The organism is Nitrosophilus kaiyonis, assembly GCF_027943725.1.
Classification (GTDB): domain Bacteria; phylum Campylobacterota; class Campylobacteria; order Campylobacterales; family Nitratiruptoraceae; genus Nitrosophilus_A; species Nitrosophilus_A kaiyonis.
On record NZ_AP025696.1, the window covers coordinates 193,846 to 215,007 of the forward strand.

19 protein-coding genes are annotated in these 21,162 nt (G+C 28.2%); 7 read left to right on the top strand and 12 right to left on the bottom strand.

The window, feature by feature from the left end; genetic code table 11:
* Window positions 1–22: 22 nt before the first annotated feature.
* The 4 genes from pgp6 to nadA are packed head-to-tail and all read right to left on the bottom strand — an operon-like array spanning window position 23 to window position 4,167.
* Window positions 23–1,390, bottom strand: a complete 1,368-nt coding sequence (pgp6, locus tag QML81_RS00995; protein WP_281951331.1) for a peptidoglycan metallopeptidase Pgp6 — start codon at window positions 1,388–1,390, stop codon at window positions 23–25.
* Window positions 1,387–2,331 (bottom strand): DHH family phosphoesterase, encoded by a 945-nt coding sequence (locus QML81_RS01000; protein ID WP_281951332.1) that lies wholly within the window; start codon window positions 2,329–2,331, stop codon window positions 1,387–1,389. Before QML81_RS01000 ends, pgp6 begins: the two co-directional genes overlap by 4 nt.
* 16 nt (window positions 2,332–2,347) lie before the next feature.
* Complete coding sequence (nadC, locus tag QML81_RS01005; RefSeq protein ID WP_281951333.1) at window positions 2,348–3,166, bottom strand: carboxylating nicotinate-nucleotide diphosphorylase; 819 nt, start codon at window positions 3,164–3,166, stop codon at window positions 2,348–2,350.
* Between the two features lie 2 nt (window positions 3,167–3,168).
* A complete protein-coding gene (gene nadA, locus QML81_RS01010; protein ID WP_345741182.1) occupies window positions 3,169–4,167 on the bottom strand; it encodes a quinolinate synthase NadA in 999 nt (332 codons plus the stop codon).
* A 109-nt stretch (window positions 4,168–4,276) separates the two neighbouring features.
* Between nadA and plsY the strand changes: the two genes are divergently transcribed.
* From plsY to QML81_RS01040, 6 genes are all read left to right on the top strand, one after another.
* Entirely contained in the window at window positions 4,277–4,903 is a 627-nt protein-coding gene (plsY, locus tag QML81_RS01015; RefSeq protein WP_281951335.1) for a glycerol-3-phosphate 1-O-acyltransferase PlsY, read from the top strand.
* Window positions 4,900–5,223, top strand: a complete 324-nt coding sequence (locus QML81_RS01020) for a dihydroneopterin aldolase (protein WP_281951336.1) — start codon at window positions 4,900–4,902, stop codon at window positions 5,221–5,223. The genes plsY and QML81_RS01020 overlap by 4 nt, the downstream gene beginning before the upstream one ends.
* A 105-nt stretch (window positions 5,224–5,328) precedes the next feature.
* Complete coding sequence (hsrA, locus tag QML81_RS01025; RefSeq protein WP_281951337.1) at window positions 5,329–6,000, top strand: homeostatic response regulator transcription factor HsrA; 672 nt, start codon at window positions 5,329–5,331, stop codon at window positions 5,998–6,000.
* Between the two features lie 23 nt (window positions 6,001–6,023).
* On the top strand, window positions 6,024–7,280 hold the full coding sequence (locus QML81_RS01030) for a sensor histidine kinase (protein ID WP_281951338.1): 1,257 nt from the start codon (window positions 6,024–6,026) through the stop codon (window positions 7,278–7,280).
* Between the two features lie 72 nt (window positions 7,281–7,352).
* Entirely contained in the window at window positions 7,353–7,610 is a 258-nt protein-coding gene (locus QML81_RS01035; protein WP_281951339.1) for a YfhL family 4Fe-4S dicluster ferredoxin, read from the top strand.
* A complete protein-coding gene (locus QML81_RS01040; protein WP_281951340.1) occupies window positions 7,610–9,076 on the top strand; it encodes a Ppx/GppA phosphatase family protein in 1,467 nt (488 codons plus the stop codon). Before QML81_RS01035 ends, QML81_RS01040 begins: the two co-directional genes overlap by 1 nt.
* 354 nt (window positions 9,077–9,430) lie before the next feature.
* Here the strand turns inward: QML81_RS01040 and bamA are convergent, their stop codons facing one another.
* Window positions 9,431–11,641, bottom strand: a complete 2,211-nt coding sequence (gene bamA, locus QML81_RS01045; RefSeq protein ID WP_281951341.1) for an outer membrane protein assembly factor BamA — start codon at window positions 11,639–11,641, stop codon at window positions 9,431–9,433.
* Between the two features lie 115 nt (window positions 11,642–11,756).
* Here bamA and QML81_RS01050 point away from each other — a divergent pair, with 115 nt between their 5' ends.
* Window positions 11,757–12,584, top strand: a complete 828-nt coding sequence (locus QML81_RS01050; RefSeq protein WP_281951342.1) for a prephenate dehydrogenase — start codon at window positions 11,757–11,759, stop codon at window positions 12,582–12,584.
* 44 nt (window positions 12,585–12,628) lie between these two features.
* Here QML81_RS01050 and QML81_RS01055 read toward each other — a convergent pair whose 3' ends face one another.
* The 7 genes from QML81_RS01055 to QML81_RS01085 all read right to left on the bottom strand — a co-directional run bounded on the left by QML81_RS01055 (window position 12,629) and on the right by QML81_RS01085 (window position 20,917).
* On the bottom strand, window positions 12,629–14,074 hold the full coding sequence (locus QML81_RS01055) for a BatD family protein (protein ID WP_281951343.1): 1,446 nt from the start codon (window positions 14,072–14,074) through the stop codon (window positions 12,629–12,631).
* Window positions 14,058–15,725 carry a VWA domain-containing protein gene (locus QML81_RS01060; RefSeq protein WP_281951344.1) on the bottom strand — a complete coding sequence of 556 codons (1,668 nt, stop codon included), beginning with the start codon at window positions 15,723–15,725 and terminating at the stop codon, window positions 14,058–14,060. The genes QML81_RS01055 and QML81_RS01060 overlap by 17 nt, the downstream gene beginning before the upstream one ends.
* Complete coding sequence (locus QML81_RS01065) at window positions 15,722–16,639, bottom strand: vWA domain-containing protein (RefSeq protein WP_281951345.1); 918 nt, start codon at window positions 16,637–16,639, stop codon at window positions 15,722–15,724. The genes QML81_RS01060 and QML81_RS01065 overlap by 4 nt, the downstream gene beginning before the upstream one ends.
* Window positions 16,632–17,012 carry a hypothetical protein gene (locus QML81_RS01070; RefSeq protein ID WP_281951346.1) on the bottom strand — a complete coding sequence of 127 codons (381 nt, stop codon included), beginning with the start codon at window positions 17,010–17,012 and terminating at the stop codon, window positions 16,632–16,634. The genes QML81_RS01065 and QML81_RS01070 overlap by 8 nt, the downstream gene beginning before the upstream one ends.
* Window positions 17,012–17,842: a DUF58 domain-containing protein gene (locus QML81_RS01075; protein WP_281951347.1), complete on the bottom strand. Its 831-nt coding sequence runs from the start codon at window positions 17,840–17,842 to the stop codon at window positions 17,012–17,014. Before QML81_RS01075 ends, QML81_RS01070 begins: the two co-directional genes overlap by 1 nt.
* A 202-nt stretch (window positions 17,843–18,044) precedes the next feature.
* Complete coding sequence (locus tag QML81_RS01080) at window positions 18,045–18,992, bottom strand: AAA family ATPase (protein ID WP_281951348.1); 948 nt, start codon at window positions 18,990–18,992, stop codon at window positions 18,045–18,047.
* A 140-nt stretch (window positions 18,993–19,132) separates the two neighbouring features.
* Window positions 19,133–20,917 (bottom strand): CARDB domain-containing protein, encoded by a 1,785-nt coding sequence (locus QML81_RS01085; protein ID WP_281951349.1) that lies wholly within the window; start codon window positions 20,915–20,917, stop codon window positions 19,133–19,135.
* Window positions 20,918–21,162: the final 245 nt, after the last annotated feature.

Genomic DNA, 21,162 nt, shown 5'->3' on the forward strand with positions numbered 1-21,162 from the left:
CATAAAAAAACTTAACACTAGTTCATTTTTCCATATCAATCAATTTTTTTGCATCTTTGATTACATTTACAACATTTAACTTTATCCATCTTTTATCCATCCATTCGCTTGGCAATACTTCAACACCTTGTACAAGAATTCCAAAATGTAAATGATCCCCAAGAGCTAAACCGGTTAAACCGGTTTTTGCTATTACATCACCCCTTTTTACATCATCACCTTTTTTTACTCTTAATTCAGAACAGTGCCCATATAAAGTATATAAACCTAAGCCATGATAAATTATGGGCATATTTCCGTATATCCCATTATAATCTGCATAAACAACTTTTCCATCATTGCTTGCAATTATCGGTGCCATTTTTGTACTTGCTAAATCTAAACCTAGATGGTAAGACTCACTTACAAACTTTCCTTTATAATAATAATACCTGTGATCTCCAAAACTTGCTACTGCAGCTGCATTTTTTAATGGATAAAAAGGTTTTATATTAAAATTATCGACTTTTTCATTAAAAACTTTAGAAGTTATATCATGAATTAGTTTTTCATTTTTATTTCTCAAAGTTTCATTCACAAATTTAAATTTTTCAAGATCACTCATTTTAGCAGTTTCAGCAAACTCATTTGCAATATCTGAAACTTTTCCTTCTAAAAAGCTTCTTTTAAGATCAATTTTGCTCTTTTTATACTTTTTATCTTGTAAAAAATATCTTATATACGTTTTTGCTCTATTTCCTGCTAAATCTTCACTTACAATATATGCTCTAAAATTTTTCTCTTGTATTGGCCATGCAATCAAGGATATATAATATCCCTTCTTATAAAATGGCTGAGGAATAAATTTTTTACCAAAATTTGTGAGAATATAAACATCTTTTAAATTATCATCAGTTGATTTGAAAATTACTGTAGCACATCCGCCTTTTCTTATCTTGTATGAATTTGCTATTACATATTGAGAAGGTTTTTTTCTATCTATGATTACATATACTTTTTTAGATGCTCTGTTTCCTCTAAAATAGTTCCATTTACTATTATCAGTTACTTCTATATTAATTATTGCTTTATTTGATTCAAAAAGCATTCCAACTTTTGGAGCATCAACAGGTATTGTTAGTAGTTTAACAGGTTTTTCCAATTCTGCTTCTGCAACTACTTGTTCATTCTTACCATCGTTCATTGTTATTTTATAAGATTTTATTCCAACATTATCTTTCAAAACAACTTCTATCGGCTTTTTCATATTCCAATATATTTTATTTACTATTTCAATAGTTGGTTTTACTCTTTCAAAATCTTTTGAAGTATATATATATCCTCCAATTCCTACTATTGCTATCAAAAACAAAATAGTTAATATTTTAAATTTGTTACCTTTTCTTCTCAATTTAACTCCTTCTTCAAAATTTGCAATAGTTCATCTAAAACAACATTAAAATCTCTATATTCACTGACAAAACCAGCGGCTCTTTTATGTCCTCCCCCTTCAAACATCTTTGCAATTTTACTAACATCTACATAATTTTTCGATCTTAATGAAACTTTAATTCTTCCATCTTCCTCTTCTCTAAGCAATATTCCAACCTCAACTGTTGCAAGACTTCTAGCAATATTTGATGCATTTTCAGCCATATCAACAGTAGCTCCACACTTCTTTAACATCTCCTGTGTTAAAAATACAACAGCCACTTTGGCATTTAAATAAAGAGTCAATGTATCTAAAATTTTTGCGGTTAGTCTTACTTTTGCTAAAGGCTCTCTCTCATTTAACATTTTAGCTATAAAATCTGGAGCTACTCCAAGTTTTACAAGCTCAGCAGCAATATTAAAAACTCTTTCATTGACACTTTCATATTGAAAAAAGCCAGTATCGCTTACTAAAGCGGTATATATGCAAATAGCACACTCTTTTGAGATTTTTATGCCATTTTCTTTTAAAAATTTATAAACAACTTCACCTGTTGCAGCAAAATCATTCTCTATTAAATTTATATCTCCATATTTTGTATTGGTAATATGATGATCAAAATTTATAATTTTAAAATCTCTTCTATCAATGCCCAGTCTATCAAAACTTCCGCAATCAAAAGATATTAAAAGATCAACTTTTTTTGGAAGGTCGGTTTTTATTTTATTAAATCCAGGAAGAAAATTTAGATTATAAGGAAGATTCTTAGTTACATTAACTATAGATACTTTTTTATTCATTTTTTTTAAAATATCATATATCGCTAAAGAGCTTCCAAGCGCATCCCCATCAGGATTAATATGTGATATCAATGCAATATTTGAAGCATTTTTTATTAGTTCATATGCCTTTTTATACATTTAATACCTTTATTGATTAAAGCATTTTCATAGAGATATCAGGCCAGATGGCATGATGAACTAAACTACCAGAACTTATTGCATCTACGCCACTTCCTATAAATCTATCTATATTTTCCAAAGTGACATTACCACTTGCTTCGATAAGAATATGAGGATAGTTTTCATCTCTAAATTTAGTAACTTTTTTTATCTCATCTACTTCCATATTATCACACATCACTATATCTGCACCAGCTCTCATCGCTTCACAGGCCATATCAAAATTTTCACACTCTATCTCTATTTTTGATGTAAAAGGTATCTTTTTTCTTGCCTCTTTTAGAAAATCTTTCAAATTTTTAACAGTTTTTAAATGGGTATCTTTTAGCATCAAACAGTCATCAAGACCTAGTCTATGATTGTGCCCTCCTCCACAAATTACTGCATATTTTTCAAACTCTCTAAGCATTGGTCTTGTTTTTCTTGTATCTAAAATCTTTATATTAGTATCTTTTAATTTCTCAACAAATTTAGATGTATTTGTTGCTATTGAGCTAGCATGTAAAATGGTATTTAATATAGACCTTTCACTTTTTAAAATATCTGTAGATTTTCCTTTTACAATTGCTATTAAATCACCTATTTCGAAAAAATCTGAATCATTTTTTAGCCAAGATATATCAAGATTTACTATCTTTGCAATGGCATTAGCATATTTAACTCCAGCTAAAACTCCACTGCTTTTAGCTATGATTTTAGCTTCAGCATCTTTTGGTATAGCAATCTTTTCAAAAAGATCTCCTCTTCCTATATCCTCAGCTAAAACTCTTTTTGCAAAATCTTCAAGAAACATTTTTATCCTTTTAAATATTCAAACATTCTCTCTAAAGCAATATTTGCCCATTTTCTTGTATCTTCATCAACAAAAATCTCATTGAAAGGCTTGTTGTTTTTTATAGCATTTAATACATCTAAAACATCTTGCAAAGTTGTCTCATTCATCGTAGGACATTCAGGTTTTGTTGAAGATAAAACATATGTATTTTTTTCTCTAAGTCTATGAACAAAATTATATTCAGTTGCTACTGCAACTTTTTGCTCAATAGGTAAAGACCTCACATAATGTAAAAGCTGACTTGTTGATCCTACAAAATCGGCCAATTTACAAACTTCTGGTTTACACTCTGGATGTGCTGCAATTTTAATACCTGGAAATTTTTTTCTATAAAACTCAATATCTTCAACTTCAAAAAGCTGATGTACTGAACAAAATCCGTTATAACATATAATATCAGCCTCTTTTGGATCACACTCTCCTTCTCCAATAACACAACTTTTAAGTCCCATCATCCAAGCTATATTTTGACCCAAACATTTATCTGGAACAAAAAGAATCTTTTTACCAGTTTTTAATGCCTTTTCAATGATCTTTTTTGCACTACTGCTTGTACAAACCATGCCACCCATTTTCCCAACTTTTGCTTTTACTTCTGCACCAGAATTTATATAAGTAACTGGTAAAATATCCTCTTTTTTTATTCCTTTTTCAATCAAATACTCAACTGATTGATCAAAATATGTAGAATCAATCATTCTAGCCATTGCACAGCATGCAATTTTGGGCATTACAACTCGTTTTTTTGGATCTAAAATTTTTACACTTTGCCCCATAAATCCTACACCACAAAATAGAATAAATTCACTATCACTCTCTTTTGACCTTTTTGCAAGCTCTAAACTGTCTCCTGTAATATCTGCAATCTCAAATACCTCATCTTTTTGATAATAGTGAGCAACAATTGTAACAGATAGCTCCTCTTTTAATTTTTTTATTTCATCTTGAATAGCTTTAATATCTTTCACGAATCTCCTTTTTTAAACAAGAGTCTTTTACATAAACATAATATTATGTAATTTTAGCTAAAATTATATGAAATTTTTGAATATAAGGATAATAGATAGGATGGATTTTATAACAAATATTAATGTATGGTTTTATTTTATTGCTTATATTGTAGGCGGAATCCCATTTGGTCTGATTCTTGCAAAAATTTTTGCCAAAACTAATATAAAAGAGGCTGGCAGCAAAAGTATTGGTGCCACAAATGTTTTAAGAGTTGTTAAAGAAAAGGATCCTGTATTAGCAAAAAAGCTTGCTGTTGCCACAATTATTCTTGATGCTTTAAAGGGTATGATTGTTATATTGATTGCTAAAGCTATTGGTTTATCATTTGCTACTCAATGGGCTATAGCTGTTTTAGCTGTTCTTGGTCACTGTTTTAGTCCTTTTTTAAAATTTGAAGGTGGGAAAGGTATTGCAACTGGTGTTGGAGTTTTACTTATAATGCTTCCAGTTGAAACAGTTTTAGCTTTGATTGCTTGGGCAATAACTGCAAAAGTTACTAAAATTTCATCTTTGTCATCTTTGACAGGTCTTTTTGTTCTTTTAGTTTCAAGCTTTGTCATTCATCCTCAGATTCCACATATAAAATCTCATGCTCCTATTATTTTAATAGCTGCTATAGTTGTTTATAAACATATTCCAAATATTATAAGACTTATAAAAAAAGAAGAAAAAGCAGCTGTATGAAAATAACAATAGAAAATTTAGAGTTTTATGCAATTATTGGAATACTAGAAAAAGAAAAAGAGATTCCTCAAAAAATAGTTATGAATTTTTATATAGATTATGATTATCAAAATGATTATATCGATTATGCAGAAATTGTAAATTTTTCAAAAAAATTTATAAAAAAAGGAAAATTTGAAATTATTGAAGATGCACTTATTTTATTAAGTAAAAATTTAAAAACTAAATTCCCCCAAATAAAAAAAGTTAAAATCTCACTTAAAAAGCCCCAAATACTCCCTGATTGCATAGTAGGTATAGAATATAATAAAGAGTATTAATTATATTTACCTAATCTAATATTAAAAAAAGTTGAAAATTTCTTTAAATTTTTCTAAAATTGTGATATAATCTCGCTTAAAATTAATCTAAGATAAAGGGGTACGATGAGAATTTTAATCGTAGAAGATGAAGTTACACTTAATAAAACCTTAGCTGAGGGTCTAAAAGAGTTTGGGTACCAAAGTGATGTTGCAGAAAATCTAAAAGATGCACTCTATTATTTAGATATTAGAAATTATGATCTAATATTAGCAGACTGGATGCTTCCAGATGGAAGTGGATTAGAATTAGTTACTCAAGTTAAGCAAAATAGCCCAAAAACTATTGTTATTGTTTTATCAGCAAGAGATGACAAAGAGAGTGAAATAGAGGCTTTAAGAGCTGGAGCAGATGATTATATAAGAAAGCCTTTTGATTTTGATGTTTTAGTTGCTAGAATAGAAGCAAGATTAAGATTTGGTGGAAGCAATATTATTGAAATTGAAGAGTTAATCATTAATCCTGAAGAGGAAAAAATAACTTATAAAGATAAAGAGATTGAACTTAAAGGAAAACCTTTCGAAGTTCTAACACATCTTGCTAGACATAAAGATCAAATTGTATCAAAAGAGCAGCTTCTTGATGCTATTTGGGAAGAACCAGAACTTGTTACTCCAAATGTTATCGAAGTTGCAATAAATCAAATTAGACAAAAACTTGATAAACCTTTAGGAATTACCACTATAGAAACTGTTAGAAGAAGAGGCTATAGATTTTGTTTTCCAAGAGGAGCATAAGAGGTAAATTCATATGGCAGTTAGTGCTGGCTTCTGCTGCACTAATTGCAATTTTTTCTACATTTTTATATAGCTACATAAAACATTCGCTCTATCAAGAACTTGAAGATGGCTTAGTTAGACAAGCCAAATATATAGTTACTACAATTCCTGACCAACATGCAGGAACAAAAATAGATAGTTTTTATCTTAAAAATACATTAGATATAAATGTCAAAATTATTCCTAAACCATCAAATATCAACAATGTATTTTTTACTGTTGTAAAAAAAGGAAGGGAATATTTTGCTATTTTATATTATCCATACAATTTTCAAGAACAAACCTTTTTAAAAATCGAAAAAAATATCTCTTCTGTTACACATCTTTTACATAAAATATATAGGATTATTCTTTTTGCAAATATTTTAGGATTTGCTCTTATTATAATATATGCATTTTTGCTTTCTAAAATGCTTACAACATATATTACTTCCTTTACAAAAAAATTGGCAGATATGAATGAAAATATGCTAAAACCTATAAAAATAGAAAATCTTCCTGAAGAGTTTCAGCCACTTGGAAGATCTATTAATATGCTAATAAACAGAATTCAAACTTTTGTAAAATATCAAAAAGAGCTTTTCATTGGTGTGGCTCATGAGCTTAAAACTCCTCTAGCAGTTATGAAACTTAAAAATGAAGTTACGCTCATCAAAAAAAGAGAGCCTCAAGAGTATATTGAAACAATAAAATTAAATATTAAAACAATTAATGAAATGAATAAAATGATTGAAAATGTTCTTAAAATTGGCAGACAAGAGGGAGATCATTTTGAACCACCGGTACAAATGGATGTTATTGCTTTTTTAAAAGAAAAAGCAAATAACTATAAATTACTTGCAGAACAAGAGAATAAAGAACTTATAATTGATCTAAAACCAGATAAATATAAAACCACAATTCAACCTACTTTAGTAAATCATATATTACAAAACTTTATTCAAAATGCAATAAAATTTACACCTGTTGGTGGGAAAATTATATTAAAAAGTAGACCAATTGAAGATGGTTTAAAAATTGAAGTAATTGACGAAGGTCCAGGTATTGATGAGAAAATGGATCTATTTGCTCCTTTTAAAAGAAGTGGTGAAAAGAGCGGAGTTGGACTTGGACTATTTTTAGCAAAAAGTGCAGCTGATGCTATGGGAGCTACAATAAGCATAAAAAATAGAAAAGATAGAAAAGGAGCAGTTGCAACTCTCATAATTCCTTCAACACTTGCTTGTCCGATATGTTAAATTATTTATTTTTAATTAAGTATTTTTCGGATATAAATTGCGATATTTAATTTTTTTTAAGAGGGAGGAAGAATGTCATTAATGATAACAGATGAATGCATAGCATGTGATGCTTGCAGAGAAGAGTGCCCTACTGAAGCTATTGAAGAGGGTGATCCAATTTATGTTATTGATCCAGATAGATGTACTGAATGTGTAGGATTTTATGATGAGCCAGCATGTATAGCAGTTTGTCCTGTTGAATGCATTGTACCAGATCCAGATAATGTTGAAACAATGGCTGAGCTTAAACTAAAATATGAACAAATTATAAAAGAAGAAGAGGATTAATGGCCAAAAGAACCGCAATAATTGATATCGGTTCTAATTCTGCAAGAATGATAATTATTGAAAGAACAAGTAGATTTGGATTTTATCTTCTTGAAGAAGTAAAAAGTAGAGTTAGAATAGGCGAAGGAGCCTATGAAAATGGTGGCCTCCTTCAGCCAAAGCCTATGGAGAGAGGTTATAGGGCATTAAAAGAGTTTTTAAATATTGCAAAATCTTATAAAGTAAGAAAAATATTATGTGTAGCAACTTCAGCTTTAAGAGATGCTCCCAATAAAAATATTTTTTTAAATAGAATAAAAAAAGAGTTAAAACTAAATATAAAAGTTATTGATGGTGAAAAAGAGGCCTTTTTTGGTGGTATAGCAGCTTTAAATCTTCTTCCGATTAAAGATGGTATAACTATTGATATAGGTGGTGGCTCTACAGAACTAGCTCTTATTCAAAACTCAAAAGTCTTAAACACAATCTCTTTAAATCTTGGGACTGTTAGATTAAAAGAGCTTTTTTTTGATAAAGGTTCCAATATAAAAGATGCAATTGAATTTATCAAAAAAGAGCTTGAAAAAATTCCAGATAATTTTTCCCAAGAATTAGCTATAGGCATAGGTGGAACAATAAGAGCTTTATCGAAATCCATAATGCAAAAAAACCAATACCCTTTAGATAAACTTCACGCATTTGAATATGAATTAAATAAAGAGATAAAATATATTGAAAAAATCATTAATTCTCCTACACATAAACTTAAAAAGTTTTATATAAAAAAAGATAGATTTGATACTATCAGAGAAGGAGCACTGATATTTGCTGAAATATTGAAATATTTAAATATTAAAAAAATAATCACAAGTGGAGTTGGTGTAAGAGAAGGGGTTTTTTTATATGATCTTTTAAGAAATTCCAATTATAAATTTCCTTACAATTTTAATCCCAGTGTAAAAAGTCTCCTTGATAGATTTTGTCTAAATGAGAAAAATAGTAAATGTTTTTATAAAAATGCATCTAAAATTTATGATGCTATAAATTTTCTATTTGATAAAGAAAATAGATTTAAAAATCATCTTCTAATAGCAGCAAAGCTATCGAATATTGGTATAAAAATAGATTTTTATGAACACCATAAACATAGTTCATATATTATTCTAAATGATTTAGAATATAAAGTAACACATAAAGATATAGTTTTGATATCTACACTTATTAGATTTCATAAAAAAAAGCTACCGGCAAATTCTTATATTAAAGATTTTAAAAAACTTCTTCCATCTTTAGATATAGTTAATTGGCTTAGTTTTATACTTACATTAGCTGAAATAATAAATAAAGATCTAAGCTGCCCAAAATTTGAAATATTTTATGAAAATAAAATTTTATATATAAAAAGCGAGAATGAACTATATCTTGCAAAAGAAGAGATCAAAAATATTAAAAAACCCGCTCCATTTGCTATTAAATTTATTTCGTGAATCGTAATTGGGAATTGGTCGCCTCATTCCTTTATCCCCTACATCCTTCATCCTCAAATTTAACCGAAAATCTTCATTCGCTTTGCTCATTTGATTTTCTTCAAGGTAAACCAGCTGTTCGTATGCTCAGACACGAAATTCCTTGAATTTCGGCTTCGCATATACTCTCAGCTTTCGCTTCGGGACGGGAGGAGCGTTAAGCAAACGACAACTGCTTGTTGTTTGTATCTCCGCACGGCGATGCGTTTATGCGAACGAAGTGAGCATAGCATACGCCAGTAAGCAAAGCAGTTTGCTTGCTCAAAGTTTCGCTTTGCCCTCGCTCACTTCATCCTTCAACCTTTGTCCTCTTTATCAAAACTTCGTTCCCATACTAAATTCAAAATTTGAGGTTCTATCTCCAGGCTTATCATCAAGAGGTGTTGCAAAAATTAGCTGAATTGGTCCCATAGGAGATAACCACTCTATTGCAGCTCCAGCTCCACTTCTTTTTATTTCATTAAAACTATCTTCTCCAATCATCCCATAATCAAGGAAAAAAGCAAGCCTCATACGAGCTGATTCCATTAAAGGAATACTTGCCTCTATACTATTTGAAAATGTCTCTTTACCACCAATCAATCTTCCTTCACTATCTTTTGGAGATAAAGAACCTGACGAATAACCCCTAACACTTCTAATTCCACCCATATAAAATTTTTCATTTACAGGAAGATAACCTTGATCAGATATATATCCAAGTCTTGCTTTATATCTTAATATCAAATCATAATCAATCAGATCTTCTAAACCATAAAAATATGCAAATTTTGTATAACTTTTTATATACTCTTCATCCCCTCCAATTCCTGCATATTCAAGTGAGGTAGATGCAACAAATCCATGTCTTGGAACATAATAATCATCCGTATTATCCCAAGAAAGAGAAGGTGTAATTGAACTTTTTATAAATTTCCCTTCCGGAAAATAGATACTATCAAATGTAACATCACTAAGTTCACTCTGTTCATATTGATATGAGACTGAACCTCTTAAATATCTCATAAGCTGTTTTCCAACACCTATTGAGCCACCTCTTCTTTTTTGAGTATAATCATATGATTCATAAGTTGTATTATATAAATTGACTCCCAAACTATAATCGCTATCAAAAATTCTTGGATTAAATACACCAAGATTAAATCTTAGTGATTTAGATGAATAATCAATAGAAAAACTTGCATCTATTCCGCTACCAAAAATATTTTTATCAGATATGCTCGCATTTAAGATAACACCTTCATAAGATCCATATCCTCCACCTAACATAATATTTCCTGTAGGCATCTCTTTAACTTTTACTAAAAGATCTATCTGATTTTCACTGACTCTTCTCTCTTCAATTGTTACATCTTCAAAAAAACCTGTCCTTTTTAATGCATTTTTTGAATCTTTTAAGTCTGTTAAATTATACAGATCTCCAGGTGCTAATAAAACTTCTCTTCTTATTACTCTATCTAATGTTCTTTGGTTTCCAGAAATAATAACATCTCTAATATAAACTTTTTTACCTGGAATAACTGTATATTCAACAATTGCTGTATGCTCTTTTTCATTTTTTTTGAAATTTGGAGCAACTCTAACAAAAGCATATCCTAAATCTGCAATTTTCTCTTTAATTTTTTGCATATCTTTTCTTAATTTCTCAATATTGAAAACTTTTCCTTTTCTTAACTTCAAATCCTCTTTTAACTTTTTGATATCTATAACTGGCTCTGTAAGATATATTTTTACATCTTCTACAACATATGGTTTTCCCTCTTCTACATGATAAAGAAGTTTTGCATTATATGTATTAAAATCTACTCTTAAAAAAGGATTACTAACTTTAGCATCAAGATAACCCTTTCTCATGTAAAGATCTTTTATTCTAGCACTATCAAATTCAAGCTGATCCATATTTACTTTTCCACTATCAAATCCCCACATCCAACCAAGAAAATCTCTCTCTTTATTTGCAACAACATCTTCAATATCACTTTTATCAAAAGCATGTATACCACAAATGTCAAGTTTTCTAATAATAATGTTTTCACCTTTATTTACTACAAAATCAACTTCAACACTACCATTTTTTAAAGTCGTTGTATCCACTTCAACTATTGTGTCGTAATATCCTTCCTCTTTTGCTTTTTGAATAATTTTTTGCTTTGCTTCTTCAATCTTTTCTTCATCATATATATCGCCCTTTTTTATTCCAATAATATTTGGGAGTTCCTCTTTTTTACTCTCTAAATACCCAATAATATCAACTTTAGAAATTAATGGTTTTTCTACAAAATGAAAGGTTAAAACACCATCTTCTTCGGTAACCCAGATATCTTTAAAGTAACCCTGTTCATAAAATTTTTTTATAGCTTTATCGATTTTTTCAATATCTATTTCACTTCCTGGATAAATACCCATAATCTCCATAGCAGTAGAAGGAGAAATATGAATTAAACCTTCAAATTTAATATCCTTGATATTTTTAGCATTTAAAACAATAGTTGTAGCAATAAAAATAGTAAAAAATATCTTTTTCATAAAAACCTCATTTTTTGATTTAATTTTGGTGTTAAGTTTACCAATATTTTAATTAATATTGATTAAAAGCAAAAGAGATATAATTACATTTATCAAAATATTAAAAAGGTTTCCTATGATTGTTGGAATAGTTGGTCTTGGTCTCATGGGTGGCTCATTAGCTCTAGATTTAAAAGAGCTTAGATTCATTAAAAAAATTGTAGGCTATGATAGAAATCCAAATCATAAAAAAGAGGCCCTAAGTTTAGGACTTGTTGATAAAATTGTAGAATTTGAAGATATTAAAAAATGTGATATTATCTTTTTAGCAATTCCTGTTGAAGGAATAATAGATGCTTTAGAAAAATTAAAAGATGTAGATCCAGATACAACAATCATTGATCTTGGCAGTACAAAAGAGAAAATTGTAAATAGCTGCCCAAAAGAGATAAGAAAAAATTTTGTGGCTGCCCATCCAATGACAGGAACAGAAAAATTTGGTCCAACTGCAGCCTTTAAAGGATTGTATAAAGATAAAATTGTAGTTTTATGCAATGTAGAAGATAGTGGTGAAAAACAAAAAGAGTTAGCAGAAGATATTTTTGTAAAAATTGGTATGCAAATTGTTTATATGGATGCATCCGAACATGATAAACATGCAGCTTTTATTAGTCACCTTCCTCATGCAATCAGCTATGCCTTGGCAAATAGTGTATTAAAACAGGAAGATCCAAAAAGTATATTGATTTTAGCAGCAGGTGGTTTTAAAGATATGAGTAGACTTGCAAAAAGTTCACCAAATATGTGGAGTGATATTTTTAAACAGAATAAAAAAAATCTGTTAGTATCTATTGATGTTTTCAAAAAAGAGTTAAAATATGCTCAAGAGCTAATTGAAAAAGAGGAGTGGGAAGAGTTAAAAGTCTGGATGCAAAAAGCAACAACTCTTCATAAGATTTTATAGTTTTTTATATAATAGTTAAAAATTAACCACTAACAACTAACCACTTAACCCCTCAACTTTTTCAATTCATTTAAAAGCTCTTTTAATCTCTTTTTATCAATTTTTATTTTTCTGTTTACATAGATTTTACTATAAAGCTCATTTGCAAATATTTCAGCCTCTTTATTTTTTGAAATATATGGCATAAGCTGATTTAAAAGCTCTTTTTCACTGCTTTTTAACTCTATTTTGAAAGTTTTTCTTTTTACTAAAATATAGATAAGGGCTATTAATAATATTAATATTATTGCAACTAAAAAGCCACCTATAAAATATAAAAGTTCATTTCCTTTTTTAACAACTACATTTGTATTTTTTGTTTCTTTGAAAATCTCTTTTTTTTCTGCCTCTTTTTTTTCATCCATAATATTTATTTTAAAGCTTTTTGTTTTTAATTTTTTTATTCTTTTATCATTTAGATCAAAATATTCTATCTCAATTGAGGGAATCGTATAATCTTTTTCTGAAATAATAGAAAATTTTTGAACAAACTTTGAATAAAGAGATCCATTTTTAAATTTTTCTATCTTTTTTGGCTTATCCTTATATATTGTTACACCTTCAATCTTTAAAGGAATCTCATCAAAATTTTCAATATTTCCAAATCCTTCAATCTCTATTGTTAAATTTACTGGCTCTTTTGATAAAGTTTTATTTTTATCAATGAAAGCTTTAATTTTAAAATTCCCTATCAAATCAACATCTTTTTCTAAAGGTTTAACATTTATCTCCAGACTATTTGTAGATACACTTCTCCAAACAGGATTAAACATTGTTATTCCATATATATCTTGGTTCTTGCCTGGAGTTGCAATTTTTATAACTGCAGGCTCAATAGTTAATTTCCCACTTTTTTGAGGAAAAACTATATATTTTAACTCTTTTATTAAAAAATTTTTATCTTCATATAGATATTTTGTTTTGTCTTCGCCAACTCTTTTAACCCAAAAATTTGAAAATTTTGGAGGGTAAAATCTATAATCTAAAATATCAAGACTTTTTTTAATTTTTAGTTTCAAAGTTACTAAGATTGGCTCACCAATGAAAGCCTCTTTTTTGTTTGAAGTTAAAATAAATTTTATATCCTCATAACTTCTTTTTCCTTTTTTTACAACTATTTTTATAGGCTTAGTTTTTTCTATTTTTCCATCAACTTTGATTTTAAAAGATGGAATTGTTATATTTTTATTAGGTTCAATTACAAAAGAGACTTTTTTTACCTCTTTTATTCTATTTCCTACAATGTTGACACTTTGTGAAGTTGCTTTGCTTATTATCTCATATCCAGCAATCTCATCAATATCAGGAAACTCAATATTTTTTCCTTCAGCTATTATAGAAATAGTTAATGTATCTCCTAAATATAAAACTTTTTTGTCAACTTTTACATCAACATTTGCAAATAGAAAAATTGGAATTAATATAAAAAGGATCCTACCAAGGTTTATCAATTTCTATTCCTTTATGTTTTGTTGGTATTTTATAAATTAGGGTTTTTTGTTTTTTTCTTATCTCTTTAAGCCATTTTTTCTCTTCTCTTTTTGATATAGGCTCCTCTTTTATCTTTTGATTTAAATTTTTCATCTCTTTTGAGCTTTTTTTGCTTTTCTTTTTATTTTTTGGCTTTTCATTTTTTTTCTCTTTTTTAGTTGTTTTATTTTGACTCTCTTTTCCTTTATTAGAGCTTTTTTTCTCTTTTTGTTTTTTATTTTGATTTTGACTATTTTTAGATATTTTTTTGAGCATTTTTTTAGCAAGTTCTAAATTATATCTTGTATCAGGATCTTCTTTGATTTTTAAAGCTTTTTCGTAAAACTCTATCGCTTTTTTATACTGTTTTAACATAAAATATGAATTTCCAAGATTGTGAAGTTTATATCTTTCAAGCTCTTTATTTGGAGTTTGCACCTTATTGTAATACTCTATCGCTTTTTTATATTGCTTAGTTTTATAGTATGCATTGGCAAGATCATAAAAGCTTTGAGCACTTTTCTTCTCTTGAGCTACTTTTTTAAAATATTTTAGAGCTTTTTGATAATTTTTTTCATTGTAATACTCTTTTGCCTTTTTAATATCTTTAAAATCAAAAAGTCCAGCTTTTGCATTAATTGAAATAATCAAAAATGCAAAAACAAAAATTTTTTTAAAATCACTTTTTGAAGGAATTGAGAAAAATACAAGAGATAATAAAAAAAGAGCTAAACCCATAAAATATGGAGCAAGTTCAACTTGATCTATTACTTTTTCTTTTTTTATTTCCTTTTTTATATGATTTAAAAAAGAGGAGATTTTTTTTATATCTTCATTAGACAAGGTTGCATTTACACATATTCCACCACTTTTTTTACAAAGTGAATAAATATTTTCATTTAATTTTGTTATGACAATGTTTTGATTTTTGTCTTTTAAATAGCCACCATTTATAGGAATTGGCGCTCCTTTTTTTGAAGCTACTGCTAAAACACTCACTTTAATATTATATTTTTTAGCAAGTTCTATCTCTTTTTCAAAACTTTTCTTATCTCCTCCATCAGTAAATATTATTAAATTTTTATCCTTTTTATTTTCAAAAAGAGTATTTGCAATCTCAATTGCTGATAGAAAATTTGTTCCCTGCATTGTGATAAAATCGGTATTTAAATTTTTTATTAAAAATAAAAACGCCTCTTTATCATTTGTCAAAGGTGAGACTATAAAAGCCTCTTTAGCAAATGCAACCGCTCCAAATTGTACATTTTTTAGCATATTTACTAAATTTATAATTTTTAATTTTGCAAATTCAAGTCTATTTGGATAAAAATCTTTAGATAACATAGATTTTGATATATCAAGAGCAAAAACAACAGGAGCCTTTTTTGTTTCAACTTCTACTACTCCTTTTTGAATAACAGGTCTGCTCATTGCAAATATCATTAAAAAAAGTGCAAAAAATAGTAGAAAAATTTTTGTATTTTTATCAAGACCTCTATTTATCTTTAATCTTTTTAAAATTTTGCTATCAAAAACTCTCTCAAGTTCACTTTTATTTGTTGAAATCAAATAGAGTAAAACAAGTGATGGTATAAGCATTAAATAGATATATTCAATGTTTAATATTTTCATACGCCTCTTCTTCCATATAAATAGATGTAAAAAAGTAAAAACATTATAGATAAAAATAGTACATAAGGATAAAGCTGCTCTTTTTTTACAAAATCTTTTCCTCTTATTTTTGATTTTTCCAATCTATTAATATCTTCATAAACTTTTTTTAAATCATTTGCATTTTTTGCAAAATAAAATTTCCCACCACTCTCTTTTGCTATTTTATTTAATAAAAACATATTTATATCTCTTTTTGAGCCAATTCCAATTGTATATATTTTTATATTATATTTTTTTGCCATTCTTAAAACCACATCTAAAGGTATCTGACTCGCTGTATCAATACCATCAGTTAGCAATATAAGTATTTTTGATTTTGCATCCCCTTTTTTCAAAAGAGATACTCCTTGAGCAATAGCATCAAAAATTGCTGTTTTTTGCCCAGCAATACCAATATTTAAATAATCAACTATTTTTTTTAATACCTTTTTATTAAAAGTCAATGGAGAAGCTGTATATGCAAAGGATCCAAAAACAACTAAAGATATATTGTCATTTTCTCTTTTTTTAATAAAATCCTTTATAAGAGTTTTTACTACATTGAATTTATCCATTAACGGATTACTTGGATCAAATCCCCTCTCTTTCATTGACCCGCTTGCATCTATAGCCAAAGCAATATCATATCCATAATTTTTAATCTCAACACTTTTATCTATTTTTATAGGCATTGCTAATGCAACAACCAATAAAAATACTGAAGTCAATTTTAAAAAATCAAGTAAAAATCTCTTTTTACTACCAGCTTTTTTTAAAATATTTAGATGAGGAAAAATTATTGCACTCTCTTTTGCTTTACATTTTAAAAAGCATATAATAAAAAAAGGAATTAACAGTAATAGATATGGATATTCAAAACCAAAACTATTCATGAAGCGTCTCTAAAAAAAGTTTAAAATATTTTTTTGTCTCTTCATCAGCTTTTGATACCTCTTTTTTATATTTATATTTTTGCAATCTTTTTAATAGCTCTTCAAAAATTTTATAACTCCTATCATCATATACCAACTCTCTTCCATATTTTGTTATTTGATATGCAGCTTTCTTGGGATTTTCAAAATTTACTTTTTTTAACTTTTTTATCATCTCTTTTCTTTTATCTATCTTTTTTGAAGATAGGATTTTTATAATTTTATAAATTAAAAGCAGCAAAAATATAGTAAAAATTGAAATTGAAAAAATATATGCATAAAATGAAAAATCAGGAATTTCAACAATAGGTTTTATATCTTTTAATTTTTCCATTATCTTCTGCCAAATAGTTTTAAAAGTTTTATAAAAGGCTCTTCATCAGTATAAATTTTTGTAAATCTAATCCTATTTTTTTTAAAATGCTCATACATAAAATGGTCTTTTCTTTTTATCTCTTTTTTATATTCATTTTTAGTATAACTATCCATATCTAAAACTGCACTATCACCACTTTGAGGATCTATCAAATTTACAAATCCAAACTCTTTTGGCTCCTCTTCCAATCTGTCTCTTATAATAATTGCTATAACTTCATGTTTTTTTGATAACAGTTTAAAATCAAAATCTTCCAAAAAATCGCTTATTATAAAAATAAGAGATTTTCTTTTTATTTTAAATAGTCTCTTTGTCAAATCTTTAAAATTATCACTTTTTCCAAGTGGATTAAAATTTGCAATATTTTCTATCATCTCTTGAATAGCATTTATATTTTTTGTTGATTTAATACTTTTATAAAGTTTATCGGCAAAAATATAATATGAAAATGAGTCTTGATTTTTTATTGCAGAAAAACCAATAATTGCACCAGCAGCAGCTGCTATTATATGTTTAAACTCAACTGATCCAAAATACATACTACCATTTAGCATAAAAGCCACTATAATATTTAGCTCTCTCTCTTCTTGATATACTTTCACATATGGTTTTTGAAGTTTTGCACTTATTAGCCAATCAATCTTTTTTACATCATCTCCAGGAAGGTATTCTCTTAGCTCAATAAAATTAAATCCCTCTCCTTTAAAAATTGAAGGATTATTTCCGGATATTTCGCTAAAAACTTGCCTTTTTGTTTTTATTAAAATCTTTTTTATTTTTTTATCCAAAAAGTTCCTTTAATATTGGTTATTGGTGTATTGGTTATTGGTAATTAGGAATTAGTGTGAATGTAAGTTTTGAGCTTATCCTTATCACTGAACCTTTCAACCTTCTTTTAATCCAATAACTAATACAATATACCAATTACCAGCTTCTCTGCTTCACAGCTTATCTTCTATCTCGCTATGCCCCTATTCCACTAATCCACTGCTACGGTATAGGTACTTTTTCCAAAATTTTCTCAATTATAAAATCACTAGTTATATCTTCTGCTTCTGCTTCATAACTTAAAATTATTCTATGTCTTAATACATCCTTTGCAATATATGCGATATCTAATGGTGAGACATAATCTTTTCCTCTTAAATATGCTAAAGCCCTGCTTGCTTTATACATATCTATAGTTGCTCTTGGACTTGCTCCAAAATCTATAAAATTTTTTAGTTCTTCCATTTCATAATTTTGAGGTTTTCTTGTTGCAAAAACTATATCAACAATATACTCTTCTATCTCTTTATCCATATGAACCTCTTTTACCTCTTTTTTAAGCTCTTCTAAATCCTCTTTTGAAGCAACTTTTTCTATTTCTCCAAAAGCGTTATTTGCAACTCTTCTTGCAATCTCTAACTCCTCTTCTTTCGTATTGTAACCAACAACAAGTTTTAGCATAAATCTATCAAGTTGAGCTTCTGGAAGATTGTAAGCTCCTTCACTCTCTACTGGATTTTGAGTTGCCATTACCAAAAATGGAGTATCGATAAAAAACGTCTTATCGCCAATAGTTACTTGTCTCTCTTGCATAACTTCAAGTAAAGCTGATTGAACTTTAGCTGGAGCTCTATTTATCTCATCAGCTAATAAAAGATTTGTAAATACAGGGCCCTTTTTTATTTTAAATTCATTCTTTGCAGGATCATAAATCTCAGTTCCAACTATATCACTTGGAAGAAGATCTGGAGTAAATTGCACTCTTTTAAATTCAAGCCCCAAAGTTTTTGAAAGTGCATTTACAGTTGTAGTTTTAGCTAAACCTGGCACACCCTCTAATAATATATGTCCATCACATAATAGACCAATCAATAGCCCATCGATCATCTTCTCTTGACCAACAACTATCTTTTTGATCTCACTTTTAATATTTTCTACTATTTTTCTCATATTCTCCCCATATTTTCTTTGTTCAAATTATAAAAAAATATGGCTTTAAATGTTCTTTTTAAATGAAGATGTGAAGATATTTAAGGTTTGAGTTTAGAAGCAAATTTTATCAAAGAGGAAGAAAAATTCTTCCCCTTGATTTACATACCATGCATACCTTCAACTTTTTCTCTTGGAGTTACATTTCTTGGTTTTACTGGTATCTCTTTTGGAGTTTTGATGTTTGGAGAGAGATTTTCTGTAGGTTTAATTATACCTTTTCTACAATTAACAGTTTTAATTATCACATTGTTGTTTTCATTTTTTTCAGTTAGTTTATTAGTTATATCTACGACTAATTTTACTTTATGTTTTCCTGGTGACAATTTTAAATTTTGTACTCTTGGAAACCAATCAAAAGTAATAGAACTATGAGGCGCTTTTAATTTTTTATTTGGGTCAACTCCACTTAAAATAATTCCTCCCCATGGCTTCCAAGCACCATCTTTCCAAATATACATTTGTAATCCTACTCCTTGGTCACTATAAGCATTATCTGGCAATTCTACATTCCCAACATTTTTTATGGTAATTTTTAAAGAACATGAGTTATTAACAGAAATATTTTGCGCTTTTAAATCAGGTAACTCTATGGGCCTAAGCTCTTTTCCTTTTATAACTCCAGGAATAATTTTTAAACATTTCACTAATTTTTCTTTTTTGTTGTTTCTCTCGTTTGACTCTTTAACCTGATTCCACATATCAACAACTGCTTTTATTTTAGCTTTGTCACTAACTTTGTAATTGCTTACATATTTTGCAGTTCCTCCAGGATTTTGTAGGTTTTTATTTGAATCAAAACCCCATATACTTGCTCCTCCCCATTTTTTACCATCTACATAAATATAAACTCCCGCACTTTTTGGCGTATGTTTTGTCCATACACTATCTGGCAACTTTCCTTTTCCTCGATTTTTAACTTCTATTACAACATGACAATCTTTATCTAAACCTATTTTTGTTATCACCAAATCAGGAAGTAAAGGCAATGGTTTTACTTTACCTTTAATAATACCACCAGGAATAAATTTTATACACCTTAATTCTTTTGTTTTTGCATTGTTTCTCTCGTTTGACTCTTTAACCTGATTCCACATATCAACAACTGCTTTTATTTTAGCTTTGTCACTAACTTTGTAATTGCTTACATATTTTGCAGTTCCTCCAGGATTTTGTAGGTTTTTATTTGGATCAAAACCCCATATACTTGCTCCTCCCCATTTTTTACCATCTACATAAATATAAACTCCCGCACTTTTTGGCGTATGTTTTGTCCATACACTATCTGGCAACTTTCCTTTTCCTCGATTTTTAACTTCTACTACAACATGACAATCTTTATCTAAACCTATTTTTGTTATCGCCAAATCAGGAAGTGATACTCTTCTTATTTTACCTCTTATATTTATTTTGCAATATGAAACATTATTTCTTTCATTAATCTCTCTTATTTTATTGCCTGCATCTACTACAGCAGCAAGATAATATTTCCCAACAGGAGTATCATCTGGTATTTTATTGGAACCATTTAATTTAACTTTTACTTTTCCATTTGGAGGAATAGTAATAATCTCTCTTCCCCCTTTTAAAAGCACTCCATCTTTATAGTTAGGAGAATATGAAGCATAGCTATTAGCCGATACATTTTTTTTACTTGACAATACTATATCAACCGCAACTCTTTCTAATTTTTTAGAAAATGTACTTATTACCTCCACACTAAAACTATTCTTCAATTTTGCACCTTGAATAGCAGAGCTTGGACATCTTTTGATTTTTACCTTTAAATCACCTTTTTTTTGAATATGAATATTTGGAAATTGCGCAAATAAGCTACAAAGAGTCCCCACTATCATCATTAAAAATAACCATTTGATTTTTTTCATCTCATCCTCCTTTTATCTATATATACTCATTTTAGTCTTAAATATATAAATTATTACTTAATTTTAAGTATTTTTATAAAATTTATCTTGCTATAACAATTATTTAAATGAAAATTTCAAAAAAATACAAATATTTATATATTAATTTTATATTTTAAATATAACCAAGTATTTTTATAAAATACACGATTTTTCCACAATTTTTTGATATTACTATCTCATATCAAATGATTTGAGCCGGTTGA